16 protein-coding genes and 1 pseudogene are annotated in these 14,213 nt (G+C 50.2%); 7 read left to right on the top strand and 10 right to left on the bottom strand.

Features of this window, described 5'->3' with window-relative positions; genetic code table 11:
* Positions 1-589 precede the first annotated feature (589 nt).
* The 6 genes and pseudogenes from HCI85_RS12315 to HCI85_RS12290 all read right to left on the bottom strand — a co-directional run bounded on the left by HCI85_RS12315 (position 590) and on the right by HCI85_RS12290 (position 4,483).
* Positions 590-859: a hypothetical protein gene (locus HCI85_RS12315; RefSeq protein ID WP_167144923.1), complete on the bottom strand. Its 270-nt coding sequence runs from the start codon at positions 857-859 to the stop codon at positions 590-592.
* Between the two features lie 142 nt (positions 860-1,001).
* Entirely contained in the window at positions 1,002-1,637 is a 636-nt protein-coding gene (locus tag HCI85_RS12310; RefSeq protein ID WP_167144922.1) for a hypothetical protein, read from the bottom strand.
* Positions 1,638-2,244: 607 nt separating this feature from the next.
* Complete coding sequence (locus HCI85_RS12305; RefSeq protein ID WP_167144921.1) at positions 2,245-3,201, bottom strand: tyrosine-type recombinase/integrase; 957 nt, start codon at positions 3,199-3,201, stop codon at positions 2,245-2,247.
* Positions 3,202-3,515: 314 nt separating this feature from the next.
* Entirely contained in the window at positions 3,516-3,884 is a 369-nt protein-coding gene (locus HCI85_RS12300) for a hypothetical protein (protein ID WP_167144920.1), read from the bottom strand.
* A gap of 186 nt (positions 3,885-4,070) precedes the next feature.
* A pseudogene (locus HCI85_RS12295) lies at positions 4,071-4,253 on the bottom strand (YmfL family putative regulatory protein); the annotation flags it as partial.
* Between the two features lie 29 nt (positions 4,254-4,282).
* Complete coding sequence (locus HCI85_RS12290) at positions 4,283-4,483, bottom strand: DNA-binding protein (RefSeq protein ID WP_167144919.1); 201 nt, start codon at positions 4,481-4,483, stop codon at positions 4,283-4,285.
* An 80-nt stretch (positions 4,484-4,563) separates the two neighbouring features.
* Between HCI85_RS12290 and HCI85_RS12285 the strand changes: the two genes are divergently transcribed.
* The 5 genes from HCI85_RS12285 to HCI85_RS12265 all read left to right on the top strand — a co-directional run bounded on the left by HCI85_RS12285 (position 4,564) and on the right by HCI85_RS12265 (position 8,631).
* Positions 4,564-4,899 (top strand): transcriptional regulator, encoded by a 336-nt coding sequence (locus tag HCI85_RS12285; protein WP_167144918.1) that lies wholly within the window; start codon positions 4,564-4,566, stop codon positions 4,897-4,899.
* A 20-nt stretch (positions 4,900-4,919) separates the two neighbouring features.
* Complete coding sequence (locus HCI85_RS12280) at positions 4,920-5,378, top strand: BRCT domain-containing protein (protein WP_167144917.1); 459 nt, start codon at positions 4,920-4,922, stop codon at positions 5,376-5,378.
* Positions 5,379-5,406: 28 nt separating this feature from the next.
* A complete protein-coding gene (locus tag HCI85_RS12275; protein ID WP_167144916.1) occupies positions 5,407-6,840 on the top strand; it encodes a KAP family P-loop NTPase fold protein in 1,434 nt (477 codons plus the stop codon).
* 148 nt (positions 6,841-6,988) lie between these two features.
* The gene (locus tag HCI85_RS12270; protein WP_241693775.1) at positions 6,989-7,480 is read left to right on the top strand and encodes a hypothetical protein; all 492 of its coding nucleotides are present in this window, start codon (positions 6,989-6,991) and stop codon (positions 7,478-7,480) included.
* Positions 7,481-7,581: 101 nt separating this feature from the next.
* Positions 7,582-8,631 carry a hypothetical protein gene (locus HCI85_RS12265; RefSeq protein ID WP_167144915.1) on the top strand — a complete coding sequence of 350 codons (1,050 nt, stop codon included), beginning with the start codon at positions 7,582-7,584 and terminating at the stop codon, positions 8,629-8,631.
* Here HCI85_RS12265 and HCI85_RS12260 read toward each other — a convergent pair.
* Positions 8,628-9,056: a hypothetical protein gene (locus tag HCI85_RS12260; protein ID WP_167144914.1), complete on the bottom strand. Its 429-nt coding sequence runs from the start codon at positions 9,054-9,056 to the stop codon at positions 8,628-8,630. The two genes, HCI85_RS12265 and HCI85_RS12260, sit on opposite strands and share 4 nt — an antisense overlap.
* Before the next feature lie 85 nt (positions 9,057-9,141).
* Between HCI85_RS12260 and HCI85_RS12255 the strand changes: the two genes are divergently transcribed.
* Complete coding sequence (locus HCI85_RS12255) at positions 9,142-9,573, top strand: LexA family protein (RefSeq protein WP_167144913.1); 432 nt, start codon at positions 9,142-9,144, stop codon at positions 9,571-9,573.
* 2 nt (positions 9,574-9,575) lie between these two features.
* Positions 9,576-10,838 (top strand): translesion error-prone DNA polymerase V subunit UmuC, encoded by a 1,263-nt coding sequence (gene umuC, locus HCI85_RS12250; protein ID WP_167144912.1) that lies wholly within the window; start codon positions 9,576-9,578, stop codon positions 10,836-10,838.
* A gap of 835 nt (positions 10,839-11,673) precedes the next feature.
* Here umuC and HCI85_RS12245 read toward each other — a convergent pair.
* From HCI85_RS12245 to HCI85_RS12235, 3 genes are all read right to left on the bottom strand, one after another.
* The gene (locus HCI85_RS12245; RefSeq protein ID WP_167144911.1) at positions 11,674-12,315 is read right to left on the bottom strand and encodes an AAA family ATPase; all 642 of its coding nucleotides are present in this window, start codon (positions 12,313-12,315) and stop codon (positions 11,674-11,676) included.
* Between the two features lie 83 nt (positions 12,316-12,398).
* Positions 12,399-12,701 (bottom strand): hypothetical protein, encoded by a 303-nt coding sequence (locus tag HCI85_RS12240; RefSeq protein WP_342636236.1) that lies wholly within the window; start codon positions 12,699-12,701, stop codon positions 12,399-12,401.
* Between the two features lie 8 nt (positions 12,702-12,709).
* Positions 12,710-13,696, bottom strand: a complete 987-nt coding sequence (locus tag HCI85_RS12235; protein WP_167144909.1) for an integrase domain-containing protein — start codon at positions 13,694-13,696, stop codon at positions 12,710-12,712.
* Positions 13,697-14,213 lie beyond the last annotated feature (517 nt).

Raw genomic sequence — 14,213 nt, 5'->3', positions numbered from 1 at the left:
GCGTATGCTGGAGGCATTATCAATCCATCGAGCTGGATCATGGGGGTAGCATGGAACCTGTTGGTTACTTTATTTTGGGTACAGTATTGGCGGTTGCTTTGATCGGAACCGTAGGTTTTTTGTTCGCTAAGCTGCTTGAACGTAGACTAAATAGCCAAAAGCCTTGAGCTGCAACACTGCAGGCATTTCAGGTGCCATAGGCACCTTTAAACAGTTTTCCTCACCGACACTGGGACAGTAAGGAAAACAGCTTTTCATTAGCCCCGTGTCGTTCTATATAGATTCGTGTTGCACTGATTGCATGCATGTATTCGGCGTTTGTCATTACGTGCCTCAAGACCATACTGCCGGATGCTGCATGACCTGCAGTGCAAGCATTGAATGCGGCTCAATTGAGTTTTCCGAGCGTACTCTTCAATAGTAGGGAAGCGCAGCCATTCTTCGTGCTTGCGCTTCCTTAGGTCGCCTGCGAGCCAATCGGCGAGAAGGGCGCAACCCACTATGAATATGATGAATGCAGCGATTACATACATGAGTTTGGCTCCTTTGTTTTTGGCGTTTTTCTAGATTCAATATTCGCGTTCTGCACTTATTCGTCCTCGTCCTCTTCTGCCCATCGCTGATGAATACGCCGGCTAGCTGCTACCTGAGCAGGTAACAGCGGTAAGAAACCGTTATTCGTCGGGATGTGAGGGGCTGTCAGCCATGCTAGGAAAAGATACTTTCCCGGGTTTATCAGGAATTGTGAGAGCGTAATGCCGAGCTTTTGCTGTATCTGAGCATCGATGTAAACCGATGACCAAGCATTCAGGTGAACCTGTTGGTCGGGGGTAAAAGTGATTTGTTCTTCGAGTGACATGGGTATGGCTCCGTTTGGGTTACGGTTCCAGTTTCCCCATTATTTTGAATATGCAAGCAGCCTGGGAATACACTCCCAGGCTTGGCCATTTCGATGCAAACTTGCCAATTTGCAGTGCCACAGACGTCGTGACAGTTAGCGTTTACGGCTCAACGAAAAGTAGCTTTTGTCCCTGGTTTAGGATTGACCTAGCGGAAACCCCTTGCAGGCCAGGGTTATAGATGTAGAACCAGGATGGCAACGCCTTAGACATCTCAGTAATCAATCGGATGTGTTCTGCATTTGCAGGTGTTCCCCAGGCATCCAAGAAAATAGGGCCATAAGCCATACCGTATTCCGGCATAAATGAAGGGGCTGGCGCCAGGCTTGGGGAATGGTCGGCAATCAGATCGTATAGTTGGGCATAGGTCTGTATCAAACCACCTTCACCGAATGGTTGGCCGAGCACATGCCTAACCTTGGTCGAAAGTAACTTTTCCCGGCCATGCTCATCCTTGCTGTAAACATCCGCGCGCGCCTCTATATAGGCCTGTGAAGCGGCAGCCACAGCATTCCTTGGAGTGGATGCCAGGCTTTCAGGCACCCATGCGGCGATTTGTATTCGCGCGGTAGGGCTCCCCGGAGTTAATCCACTCAACAGCAACATTGTTGGATCTCCGGATGCAATCAGCTGTGCAGCGCCGCTCACTGAGTGATCAAGATTGCGACCGCTAGACCCAGTCACTGCAAAGGTTTCTTCATGCTCGGTGCGTGACATGTCATAGGCAGGAATGCTCATCGCATCCGCTATTTGCAATGCCACTGATGGTGTACCGGTTCGAGGGAGCAGGCCGCAACCGCTCAGGACGGTTATGAAAACGGCAGTTAGGATAGTTCGGGACATGGCGCACCTAGGCTGACAAAGTATTAATGAAGGTAGAGAGACGCGACTTTCAAGCGCGCAGCATTGGCCACAGAACGGTGCTGGTGAGCAGGCACACACATGTCCATGTCGCTAGCGGTAACCTCAGCAACTTCATGGATTCGTGGAGCGGGATTAATAGCCGTCGGTGCTTGTAGCCTTTGAAGAGAAACACAGCCCATGCCAGCGGGGCCGATTGAAAAGACAGGAGTAAGGCGAGTCGCCACAAGGCTATTTCAATCAATTGAGGTGCTGACGTTGATGGGGGATATTCCAAGTAACCCAAACGAATTGTCATTGCTGATACCACGATCACAATCGACTGGCTGCTGTAGAGCAGATGTCTCCAAAGTGCTGCGCGAACTTCTTCTGATGTTCTGTACATGATTGATGGCCTCAACAAATAGGGCCTTCAGGTGAGCATGACTTCTCGGATATGCAACCCGCTCAAGAGTGCTGGTTTTGGTGCCATGACCAGATATTTTCAGAGTTCGTACTGAATTTTAAATGAGGGTGAGTCGCTCGCGCGGTTTTGGCGGCGATCATACAGTCGGGTGGTGCTGATGCTCGCGTGTCCAAGCCAGTGCTGGACTTGAGCAATATCTGCGTTGTTTTCTAACGCATTGGTAGCCGCAGTAACACGCAGGCCGTGTACGCCTAATCCAGCCACATCTATTCCGGCTTGCAGCGCGTAGTGACATACAAGCTTATAGATGCCATCAGCGCTCAGGCTCCTGCCAGCTTTGCTGCCTCGAAGGCTTGTAAACATAAAGCAGCTTTTGTCTCTCTCGACGCAAGCACCTCCTAGGTACTGATTGATGCTGTTCTCTGCATCACCGTGAAGAGGGATGTATCGCAATCGGCCACCTTTGCCGTGGATTCGTAGATGCAGCAAACCATCCCGCTTCTGCAGGTCGCACACGCGTAGAGAAGCAACTTCTTGGCGCCGCAGGCCGTGATAAAGCAGCACCGCCAAGATGGCCCTGTCTCGTAAACCTTTTGCTGAGTGCAGGTTGGGGGCGTCGAGAAGTAACTTTGCCTGGGCGCTGCTCAAAGCAGGGGTCTTGCCCTCGTAGTATTCAGTTCGTGGACGTTTGATCCCGTGGACAGGGTTGCGTGTGTAGCGCGGATCTCGTTCGATCAGGTAGTCGAATAAGCATGCCAAAGCTGCAAGTTTTCGCCGGCGTGTGGCTGTGGTTAAACCTGATTTTTCTAGGGCTGCGCGCCAAACCAGTACATGCCCACGTGATATTTCAAGTAAGTCCTCGACTGAGCGCGCGCCGACTAACGCAAAAAAGTCCCGGATATCGGAACTGTAGGCGCGCCGTGTCTGCTGGTTGTCGAGGTTAGCGAGCCATTCAGAAACCAAACAAATAACGGAGGAGGGCGCCTCAATCAGCTCCTTATGATTGTTGGCCCAAAGTCGCTTTTCTGACTGCATAACCGGTCACGCCCTTTTCGCTAAAGTGACTTTGTCGCTGGTTAAATCGATAACGGCAACAGCTCTTGATAACGTGTTTTATCGAGAGTTTTCGCGATGCTGGCTCGTTACCAAGCAGGCTCAGCAATGCTCGTAACAGCTGACCATAGGGGGTGGGTTATGCAAGTGTCGGGAAGGAGTGTTGCGGGCAGGTTTGGAATCAATCCGATTCGTAGAGCTTTGATGGCGGCGGTTAATTAAGCGCGAAGGGCAGTCGCTTTTATGTGCTGTGCGGCTCTGATACGAAAAATGTATCAGAGCCGCAGTGCAGCTACTTAGCAGTGGATCTCATCCTGGAGGCTCTCAAGCTTTTCCTGTGCGTGCAAAATGCGACGAATAACGCCGAGTTTTGGTTCGAACTCGAGAAAAATTTCTTTTTGCTCAGCAGTGAGCTCAATGCCGAAATCTTCGAGCGTGTGATCCAAAATGACCTCGTTAGAGTCGTTCACGTCATCCAAGAAATCGATGTAGAGGTTGCCATCCGTCCCAGTGGTCGAAATTTTCCAGTGAGCGATAATTTGACCGTCTTCATCAGTTTCGGTGCGAAGTCCAAAACAGATTGGGTCGATACCCACAGTATGAATTTTCATGCTGACGGCCTCGCAGATACCTTTAGTCACGAGGTTAATTGCATTTTTAATCATTTTTCACTTCCTATTTGGTTATCAACAAGCATGCCGATCAGCATTGCTTGAAATCATGATGCCGAAGGAAAACGTTGAAAAATGGCCTATTGCGTACCGTTCGTGGGTCAGGTGACGGAGGAAATCTTGAAAAGTAGCTTTGTAATAACAGAAGGTTTTGCTGATGCCTCGCATACGATAGCTAGCCTGTTCAAGAATGTGCACCTGGTCGTCGCTTAGCGGGCGGTGGCCTGCGTTCTCGTAGGCCTGGTTGTCGAACTTCTTCAACCCCAGGCCCAAGCGGGCGGCGGCGCAGTCGCGGCCACCGGGGTAGGCACAGATAACAGCGCTGATGACCTTGCGGCGGCTATCAAGAATCGGGCGTTTCATCTTCTCGTTTTCCCCTTGAGCCCGCCGCACTACTGTGCGACTACGCCTTCTTTGATGCCGAGGGCTACAGCAACGCGGTGTGCTTCACCTCGCTTTCCTTTCTTCGTTCCTGCCAGCACTTGGTAGGTAGTGGCGTGGTCGAGGCCTTTCTCGTCGGCAAACTCTTTTATGGATTTGCCCTGTTCATCGAGCCAGGCCTTTGCTTGTGCTGGAGTACGGGTCGCGTGCATGATTCAAAACCATTCAAAAGCGTTCAATTGGCCACAGAGTGCCACTCATGCGAGTGGTGTAAACGGGATTATCTATTCAAATGAGTGGAATTGGTGAGCGGCTGCGTGAGGAAAGAGAGCGTCTTCGGCTTTCTCAAGCTGCTTTTGGCGAGATTGGCGGTGTTAAAGCTAATGCCCAGGGGAAGTACGAAAGTAGCGAGCGCTTCCCCGGTGCCGACTACCTAGAGGCGGTGGCTGCTCATGGTGTGGACGTTTTGTATGTCGTGACTGGCGAACGCAAACCGCTGCCGTCTGCAAGCCTCACTGTTGAAGAGTCCTCTGTATTGACGCATTTTCGCGTCCTACCCGAAGCCGACCGCGCCGCTATGGCCCGGATGGCTGCTGCCATGGCTGAGATGAACCTAAAGACTAGTTAGCGGAAAAATGAGGAGTAGGGATGCTCAAGTTCATTTATACCAACGCCAAAGGGGAAACCGCTGAGTGGACACTGACTCGTTGGCGAGAGAACAGCCTGTATATCCAGGGGCGCTCTGAAACTGACTATATTCCCCGTACCTTCCGAAAGGATCGTGTGCAGCGATACCTCAGTGGTGAAGAGCAACTGTTGTTCGAAAAAGCCTCTCCGGCCCCTCAACCTCTTCCGAAAGCTGCACTTGATCAGCGCCCGCAAATTCTTTTTACAGGTTTTAAATCTACTGATCGAAAATCGCTTGAGGCGAAAGCTGTTGAAAACGGCCTTCGAGTAATGAAAACACCTACCAAATTACTTTCAATTTTATGTATTGGCTATAACGCTGGGCCTTCAAAAATTGAATCTGCGAGAGAGTCTGGTGCTTTTATTATGAATGAATTTGAATTTGAAGCGTTCCTTGCTACCGGCGAGTTGCCTTGTTAGTTTTTTGCATGATTGGTGTGGAGCGTTTATGAGTGATGAAAAAAGTCTTCCGTGGGCTGAAGACAGTATGGATAGAATGCGTGTTGCTAATTTTTTGACTAAGTATTTGGATAGTAATTATCCCATTAAAGTTTTAAATATTAATTCTCCTTGGGGGACTGGGAAGACTTTTTTTTTGAATAATTGGAAACTTCAGCTTTCTAAAGATCGCGTTTGTGTGAAATTTAATGCTTGGGAAAATGATTACTCGGGTGATGCATTTGTTTCTTTAGTTGCATCTATACGAGAGCAGCTTTCAGAAATGAGCGGTGGAGCTGGGGAGGCGAATGATAAGATTCGTAACTTTACTCAGCGTGCATCTAAGGCAATAGTTGCGGCTACTCCTGTTTTAGCAAAAGGTATTGTTAAAAAATTTACTGGTGTTGATATAGGCGTAGTTTCTGAGGTTGTTGACTCTGAAAGCTTAGCTGATGCAGCGGAGAAAGCCGTCGAAAAACTGATCGAGAATAACAAGGAAACTCTCCAGTCCGTAAATGATTTTAAAGCTGTTTTTAGGGAGCTGTTGTTATGGGCTTCTGATAAGGTTTCTGGGGATGCGCCAAAAAAGCCGGCATACATATTTATTGACGAGCTGGATCGTTGCCGCCCGACTTTCGCCATTGAGTTGTTAGAACGAGTTAAGCATTTTTTTGATATTGATGATTGTGTTTTCATTATTGCAACTGATACAAGTCAGCTGCTTCACTCTGTTCGTGCTGTTTATGGAGAAGGTTTTGCTTCTGATAAGTATATAAAGCGTTTTTTTGATGCTGAGTTTACGTTAGACAATAGTGATAAGTCAGCATGGATTAAATCCTGTGCTCCTGTTTTTGATGAAGATAAATTATTTGAGCTACAGTATTCTATAGATCGCGTATCAGAGCGAGGTTTTTATTCTGGTCGTCCACCTGTTGAACCACTCTCCAATACAGTTTTATCCGGGCCGAAAAATTTAAATAAGCAACAGGTATTATTTTTGGCGCTTGCCATGACATTTAATGTAACCTTGAGGGAGCTTGACAAGTTATTTAGGCAAATAGTTGCTATAAGTAATAGCTTGGAAGGGCATAGACTTCATTTGTTTTTTATTTCATACCTTGTTTTTATAAAGTCAGAGTGCCCGGAATATTACTCCATGTTGGCTAGGGGGCAGGGGGATGTCCAAGGTGCCTGTGAAGCAATAAAGGGAAAATTTCCTGGTACATACTTATACTTCAATCATTCAAATCAAAATGTGCACGATATTTTTCGGGTCTACATGAGATTTTTTCCAGCAGGCAGTGGCGCGGAAACTGAGCATCTGAGAAACCAGACAGGTCATGAAGAGAAGTATATTACTAGTATTGCGATAGATTTTTCTAATCACCACAATGTGATAAATACTTATTTTGCACTGGTTGATTTAGCACATCGTATTGATTGAGTGTGCTTAAGTTTTGCTAATTAATAATTTGGGAGGGGTAGTTTTATTTGTGTGAATCTGAATTCACCTCCGCTATTTTTTGTTATTTCTGCCACATGAACTAGACTCCTACTGGCCAGGACGGCACCACTTTCGAAAGGATTCGATCATGCACTACATTAAATACCTGCTTGTCTCCCTCGCTTCTGCCTTAGTGGCCGCATATGCGGCCCTCTGGTACGCCGCACCTGCGCCAATTGAGCAATCCCATATCATCACTGTGCCCCCGCTAACAGTGCAGGAGCACCAGGGCGACTTGCTGATATGGGGAAGTTGGAAGACTGTGGCGGGTTACGACCAGCCTGGCCGCAATGCCATCGAGATCCGCTGCAACCAGGCCAAGACTGTTTGCAGCGAAGCCTTTGCCAACATACTGCACCACGACGAAGGTGAAGACATCGAGGCCCAGGTGTTCAACTACGAAGTAGTGGAGTGGACCGAAACTCTGTTACACGCCGTGGCCAAAGGCGCGATGGCCGAATGCATCGACCGCAACTTGTTTGTAAGCTTCGACCACAAAACCGCCAGCCTGGAGTGGATGCCCCAGGACGGCTGTGAAGGTGATACCGGGGCTGCGGTGTTGGTGGGCGATCCGTTGTAGAAATATGTCATTTTTAATTACGAAAAATATTTTTGGTTTTGCGTAATTAGATGCTGAATTAATTAATAAGAAGATTTTAAAGTATGCTAAAAAGTTTTAATATGTATATTTCTGCTTTTTTTATTGTAGGCGGGTGGGTGGGGGTAGGGCTATTTTATCCAGTTGTAAGTCTTAGCGAAAATCAAACGCTTTATATATTTTCTTCTCTAGCTCAAGTTGTTGCTGCTGTTTATGGCTTGACAATCACTGGATATATATTTTTGCAGAATCAGCAAGATCGGCTCGCTGATAGGGATGAGACTATTGCTGAAGCGCTAACCAGTATTAAGGAGTCGCAGTATTCATCTATTACGTTTCTGACGGTAGTGTCATTGCTGGCAATTTTCTTTTCAATTTTAGCTATCGTCTTTAGAGAGCATCCTGACTCACTTCTTAGAGAGGCTATGAAAAATATTGCTTCTGCAACGTTCTTTATTTCACTTATTTTTACCGGTTTTTTTGTTCGTGACGCAATGAGGCCTCACAGAATTGAAGATGCAAGCGACAAGATCAAGAAAGATTTAGAGAGTGCGTTGACAGTAGACGGAAATATCGCCGTACCTAATATTTTCCATAACGTAGGATCTTCCGATGATCCAGTGTTAACGCCTGTTGATGAGGTTTCATTAGAAGTTGCTGATACGCTTGATGTGGTTGATGTGGTTGATGTGGTTGATGAAGTAGATGGCAGTGGCGCGCGTGAAGAAAAAGAAAGGTTAAGTAACTCGCCTAATCATCAAGGTTCTCCTGGTGATGTGGTTAGCTTTCTTTATCATTTCAATTGTATCGAGAGTCATCTGGCTTATTTTTATGATAATTATCTTAATGTTTCTAATCGGGCTGTTCCAATTGATGGTTCGCCTGGTGTTAGTTACACTAAAAACAACTGGCCTCCTAAGCGTTATAGGATCAGTAATATTAAGGTGGTTAAGGCGATGGAAGATGGGGGGTACATTGACCCGGACATTGCGAGCACTTTGATTGAGTTGATCCGTTATCGTAATGCGTTAGTACATGGCCGAGATTTTTCTGTGTCTAGAGAAATGTACAGTCGAGTGGTAAATGCAGCAAGCGCGTTGGAGCAAGTGATTAGTAAACAAGCAAACTACTAATGTAAGGCGCTTATTCTTGGCCATCGATCGTGAGTGTCGCGGGCATCTATTGGAGGAGCAGTAGTAACCACATACACCCGCCGTTCTTCTCCCTGCTGCAGTAGCAATGCCTCGATGGTTTGGCCTTCTGCCAGGTCAAACCAATGGGACTGCTTGGCTTCGTCCTTCTCCATAAATCGCTCTGCGACTATCTGCACCGGCTGTGGGTGGTAGCGTGCCCATTTGCCGGTGGTGATGGAGTCGTCTCGCGCCCAGCCGGTGGCAGGGAGGTGGCCTGGCTGTTCCTTGCGGCGGCCCCAGGTAATCCACTCCACGCTGCCATCGACCTGCAGCACAGGCAGCGCGGCCTTGGGGTTGGGGAAATAAATCCGTATGGGTTTGCCCGTCGCGCTGTAGCGCCCAGCCACTTCAACACCTCCGCACATGCTTGCCTCCGGTCTGCTGCTGTTGCCAGTGTGGGGTTTGCATAATACTGTATGTAGATACAGTATTTCTTGCAGGTCACTTCCCATGCCCATGACAGTTTTCGGCCGCGTTGACAGGCCAGGTTTGCGGCTGCCTTTCTTCCTGAGCCGCATTTCAGCAGGTTTTCCTTCGCCCGCTGAGGACCATATTGAGGCCAATCTCTCGCTGGACGACCTATGCGTGCGCCACCCAGCGGCCACGTATTTTCTGCGTGTGTTGGGCAACAGTATGAACGGCCTGGGGATTTACGACGGCGACACTCTGGTGGTGGACCGTTCCCTGAGTGCCGTGGCCGGCATGGTGGTAGTGGCTGTAGTGCGCGGAGAATTCACCTGCAAGCAATTGTCCTTTGAGCTTGGCTTACCGGTGCTGCGTGCGGCCAACCCGGCTTACCAGGACATCCGTCTGAACCAAGATGAAGAGTTGGAGATCTTTGGCGTGGTGGTGCACTGCATCCACAAAATGCCGGGGGTATAAGTATGCCCAGAGTCTATGCGCTGGTGGACTGCAATAACTTCTACGTGAGCTGCGAGCGGCTGTTCCGTCCAGATCTACGTGGCCTGCCGGTGGTGGTGCTGAGTAACAACGATGGCTGTGTGGTGAGCCGCAGCAACGAGGCCAAGGCGCTGGGCATCGGTATGGGCGAGCCTTACTTCAAGATCCGCGACTTGATCGAGCCGCACGGCGTTGAGGTGTTCAGCAGCAATTACGCGCTGTACGGCAATATCTCGGCGCGGGTAGTGAATGTGCTGCGCGAAATGGCGCCACGGATGGAGGTGTATTCCATCGATGAGAGTTTCCTGGACCTTACCGGCGTGCACCGGCCGTTGGCGGCTTATGGGCGGTTCATCAAGGCTGAGGTTGAGCGGCTTACGGGCATGCCGGTTGGGGTAGGGGTGTCCACCACCAAAACCTTAACCAAGCTGGCCAACTGGGCGGCGAAGAAGCACAGCCAAAGTGGCGTTGTGGTCGCCACACGCATAGAGCAGCAACAGGCGTTGTTGAAGGCGGCGCCAGTGGGCGAGGTGTGGGGCGTTGGCCGGCAGATGCAAAAGCACCTGGCGGGCATGAACATCACCACCGCCTGGGACCTGGCCCAGCAGGATGCCAAGAGCATGCGCAAACTATTCAGCGTGGTGGTGGAGAAGACCATCCGCGAACTGCGCGGTGAGCCATGCTATGGCCTGGACGAAGGGCCGGAGCCGAAACAGATTATCGCCTGCAGCCGCTCATTCTCCGAACGGGTGACCGCGCTGGAGCCGTTGCGCGAAGCAGTGGCCACCTACGCCAGCCGGGCGGCCGAGAAGCTGCGCAAACAAGGCGATGCCTGCCAGATGATGCAGGTGTATATCCGCACTGGTGTGTTCAACCCTGACGAGAAGCGCTACTCGCGCACCGCTAACGTGCCGCTGCCATATCCCACCAACGACACCCGCGACCTGATCCAGGCGGCCTTGGCCGGCGTGCAGGCCATCTACCTGCCGGGCTACCGTTACCAGAAGGCTGGTGTTGTGTTGATGCACTTCGTAAACCCGGCACATCTACAAGGCGACCTGTTCGCCCCCGAGCCACGCCCACGTAGCGCCGAGCTAATGACCGCCCTGGACAAGATCAACACCACCATGGGCCGAGGCACCGTGCGCCTGGCGCGGGTGCCTGCCAGCGGCAGTTGGGCGATGAAGCAGCAGCTGAAATCCCCCGGCTATACGTGCCGCTGGGGTGAACTGCCGTCGGTGCGGTGACGGCTTCAATGTGCTGTATTGTCTAGCGGATCAATTAAGTGTGATTTTCCTAGATGCTAAAGCTGGTCTTTGGTGATCAATTCGTCGAGTACGCCAGGCGGAGGCATCGCTTTCCTTTCTCGGGCCTATCCACCTTGTGAGGCTCTGAGCTCAGGTGAATGAACGGGCAGCTGAGGAATTGGCTGAAAGTCACCGCTGTTACTCCGCCAATTTTTGCTTGGTAGAAAATGTCTGCCCAAGTGTCGAGCTCTTCGTCACTCATGCCGTCAGCTGTATTCATCGTTTCTACCTCTTGTATTCAGATAGCGAAAACCAGAGCGCATAGCCTCACCACTGGCGAACTCCGCAGTGATGAGGGCTGCAAGCTTCCAAGTCGCGACCTGGACTTCTAGACTGAGTAAGAACAGGGTTCCAGGTACTGCCACTGCAGCGAACCCGACAAGAAAAGCCAGTGCTTCCTTTATGTTTAAGCTCAATTTTGCGCACATCTTGGCTTCCCGTGGACATGCCTAAAATATGATCTGTGATCTGTGATCTGTGATCTGTGATCTGTGATCTGTGAGGTCACATCTCCCGTTGTACATTCCCGGCCAGTACGCCTGACTCGATGAGTGCGAACCGAACCAGTGCGCTAACAGATCTGTTGGATGCGTTGCTGCGTTTATTCTGTAGTGCCGATTCCTCAAGCTGATGGATCATCCAAGTGGGCAGATTGATCGTTATGGGGCGCATCTGCGATTTTGATGGACCGTCTGTTCCGCTGTAAGACCTGTCGGCGAGTGTCCGTGAAAGGGCATCTACTTCGGCGGCCAGTGGGACTGGTTTTCGAGGAGGATTAACCATTGAGGATCTCCGTGAGCAGCTGCTGAATCTCGTCAGCTGCAAGGGGGTTATTACTTTCGAGAACCCCAATTCCCTCGGAGATACACTCGCGATATGCCAAGCGTTGAAACCCTGATGAATTTGCTAGCAGGAGGTTTTCAAACACGCTGACATAGCTGCAAAAATCACTTCGTTCACGTTGTCGAATCTTTGGGTTGGTCGTCCCCATCGATTGGTAAATCAACACCCGTATTTTTGGATTCAACGGCCGAAGAGCATGGACCTGGTCCTCTAATTCTTGCAGGGTCTCCAGGTCCAGTTGGCTGCAAGCGTGAGGAGAAATGACTATGTCCGCAACGGACATTGCACTGATCAGCTCAGGGCTGTTTCTGCCGGGCACATCAACGATTACAACCTGGTTTTGGCGGCTTAGAACCTTCAGAGCGTCGACCAGGTTTCCTCGTCGCTGTGCGACATGAACAAGTGGTGTGTGTTGTCTTTGCTGCCTTACTGAGCCCCAGTAAAGAGCTGACCCCTGCGGGTCCGCATCAACGAGCACCACCTTGTTCATCCGGATTGCAAATGCTACGGCCAAGTTGGTGGCAAGCGTTGTTTTGCCAACGCCGCCTTTGTTGCTACCAATGACGATGATCAAATGCTGATCTCCTATGAGCTGTGATGTATGAGGTCATAGGCATCGTGTCAGGGCTTTTGAAAATGCAACTGTTGCTACAGCGACTAGACATTTTTGGAGCCGGCACGGCTTATCCAATTGCCCTGAAGCCGAGGTTCCCAATCTCGAGCTTTTCCTAGCCGCACCAAAATCACTTGCAGGGTCAGCCAATACCTATACCGAGTTTCTTGAGATGAGTTTTTGAGATGGATATCGAGGAACCAGTGGATGTGCTTGAGTCGCCATTGTTCGGGGTGATGGCGTTGCCAGCGATCGGCAATAGCCTTTTGAATGCAGTTGGCCTGCGTGATGTGACGATTTTTGGTGTGAGCGGACCCTCTGAGCACTCCGCCAAGAAATGCTTTCATACAGATGCTCATGACGAGTGCTTACCCAGATAGGCGTTGGTGACATCCAGTCTTTCGTGCCCTAGCTCACGGCTGATTTTCTGTCGTGCCTCTCGATTGCTCGACTTCGATAGAACTGGTGATTCATCGTCCGATACGCACACGGGGGCCTGAACTCCAGCTAAATCCTTATAACGGCTGCAGGCATAAGCCGCGCGCAGGTCATGAAAGCGTGGTATGCCGTGGGCCTTGAGGGTATTGCGTGAGGGGTTAACTGTGCCCCTCAAAAAATCAACGTAACTTTCGGTAGGGGACAGTAAGTTTCGACTTCCTGGTGGCGAAACGCTTCTGGCGAACTCAATCACTGAAAGCACAATGTCCGTTGCGGGTACCCAGCGAGGTGCAAATGCACCGCCGCGGCCGCCCTTGCAGCCGTCCTGGATGTTGATCTCTCCAAACTTCGAGGCCTCCCGCGCTAAGCGGGGAAGGTCTGCAAGGATGGCTTCTCTCAGTCGCATACCTGTAACCCTAGCTAGCAGGATTATTGCAGCCACTCGCGGAAAGTCGGTCTTGATCAGGTCATCAATCAATGGGTTCAGGTGTTCAAAAATCATTCCGTGCGGAGCGACGGATCTGATGTGGCTGCGCTTTTCTCCGAGTACTTTTCCAATCTTGGAAATATGAACTTTGGTGTCGCCACGAAGAATCTTCATAACCACATTTACGCTGGAAATTCGATTTGTTGCCGTGCTGACGGAGATGTCACCGTTTTCTAGCAAGCCGCGAACATGGGCAGCGTACGCATAGAAAACTTCTTGGTTGATAAGACGAGCATCTGCAATTTGATGCGATGACAACAGCCAGTCGCAGAAAAGGCGGCAGCGCTCTGAATGTGCTTGCACTGTTGCGTAATGCCCATCTGCGAAATGTGTGCGGAGGCAATTTTTGATCGCGTAATGCAGCTTGCGGCCAAAGCCGAAGTTTCTACTGTCACGTGAACCGTGATTTTTTGACATGGATACTCCTTGCCTAGTTAAAGGCGAACATTCTGAAAAGTGGTTGTCCGGATAGAACGAAAAGCAGTCAGCCAACTCCCGCCGGGGATGTTTAGTGTTAACGCGATATGCGCACTGGCTGATGAGCGAAACTGTGGAGCGCCGATAGGCACTCCTTTGCAATGCATGGCCCTGAAGGCCCGAAACGGGCGGCGGGAAGGCTGGCTACCTGACAAAAACAGCCGCAAAGCTTTTTAGGTCTGCATAGCTACAGGTCTACTTGTCAGGTAGAGGTCCATTTTGGACGCAGCGTATGAGTTGGCACCGTCTAGCCTAGCTAGAAACAGGTGATTGTCAGTAGGAATGTCTGGGGCGCTGATTGGTGAAAGCTATAACCGGCGTGGCTTTGAGCTTTCCCGACCAAGGCCGTCTCTGTTTAGGGCAAGTCATCTTCTAACGACAGTCGAGACTATGGCTAGGATGGCGGTCTAAACAGCTTGTTGTCGAACTGGAATCTTTTCGGAGTAGCGATAAGACC

It is taken from the genome of Pseudomonas sp. OTU750018, assembly GCF_011636575.1.
In the GTDB taxonomy this organism is placed as follows: Bacteria; Pseudomonadota; Gammaproteobacteria; order Pseudomonadales; family Pseudomonadaceae; genus Aquipseudomonas; species Aquipseudomonas peli.
Note: the sequence above shows the minus strand (reverse complement) of the source record. Positions and strands in the feature narration are given on the sequence as shown.

Bases quoted from the DNA above. Each gene is read 5' to 3' on its own strand.
- HCI85_RS12315 (WP_167144923.1), bottom strand. From the start codon at position 859: ATGTCACTCGAAGAACAAATCACTTTTACCCCCGACCAACAGGTTCAC.
- HCI85_RS12310 (WP_167144922.1), bottom strand. From the start codon at position 1,637: ATGAGCATTCCTGCCTATGACATGTCACGCACCGAGCATGAAGAAACC.
- HCI85_RS12305 (WP_167144921.1), bottom strand. From the start codon at position 3,201: ATGCAGTCAGAAAAGCGACTTTGGGCCAACAATCATAAGGAGCTGATT.
- HCI85_RS12300 (WP_167144920.1), bottom strand. From the start codon at position 3,884: ATGATTAAAAATGCAATTAACCTCGTGACTAAAGGTATCTGCGAGGCC.
- HCI85_RS12290 (WP_167144919.1), bottom strand. From the start codon at position 4,483: ATGCACGCGACCCGTACTCCAGCACAAGCAAAGGCCTGGCTCGATGAA.
- HCI85_RS12285 (WP_167144918.1), top strand. From the start codon at position 4,564: ATGAGTGGAATTGGTGAGCGGCTGCGTGAGGAAAGAGAGCGTCTTCGG.
- HCI85_RS12280 (WP_167144917.1), top strand. From the start codon at position 4,920: ATGCTCAAGTTCATTTATACCAACGCCAAAGGGGAAACCGCTGAGTGG.
- HCI85_RS12275 (WP_167144916.1), top strand. From the start codon at position 5,407: ATGAGTGATGAAAAAAGTCTTCCGTGGGCTGAAGACAGTATGGATAGA.
- HCI85_RS12270 (WP_241693775.1), top strand. From the start codon at position 6,989: ATGCACTACATTAAATACCTGCTTGTCTCCCTCGCTTCTGCCTTAGTG.
- HCI85_RS12265 (WP_167144915.1), top strand. From the start codon at position 7,582: ATGTATATTTCTGCTTTTTTTATTGTAGGCGGGTGGGTGGGGGTAGGG.
- HCI85_RS12260 (WP_167144914.1), bottom strand. From the start codon at position 9,056: ATGTGCGGAGGTGTTGAAGTGGCTGGGCGCTACAGCGCGACGGGCAAA.
- HCI85_RS12255 (WP_167144913.1), top strand. From the start codon at position 9,142: ATGCCCATGACAGTTTTCGGCCGCGTTGACAGGCCAGGTTTGCGGCTG.
- umuC (WP_167144912.1), top strand. From the start codon at position 9,576: ATGCCCAGAGTCTATGCGCTGGTGGACTGCAATAACTTCTACGTGAGC.
- HCI85_RS12240 (WP_342636236.1), bottom strand. From the start codon at position 12,701: ATGAAAGCATTTCTTGGCGGAGTGCTCAGAGGGTCCGCTCACACCAAA.
- HCI85_RS12235 (WP_167144909.1), bottom strand. From the start codon at position 13,696: ATGTCAAAAAATCACGGTTCACGTGACAGTAGAAACTTCGGCTTTGGC.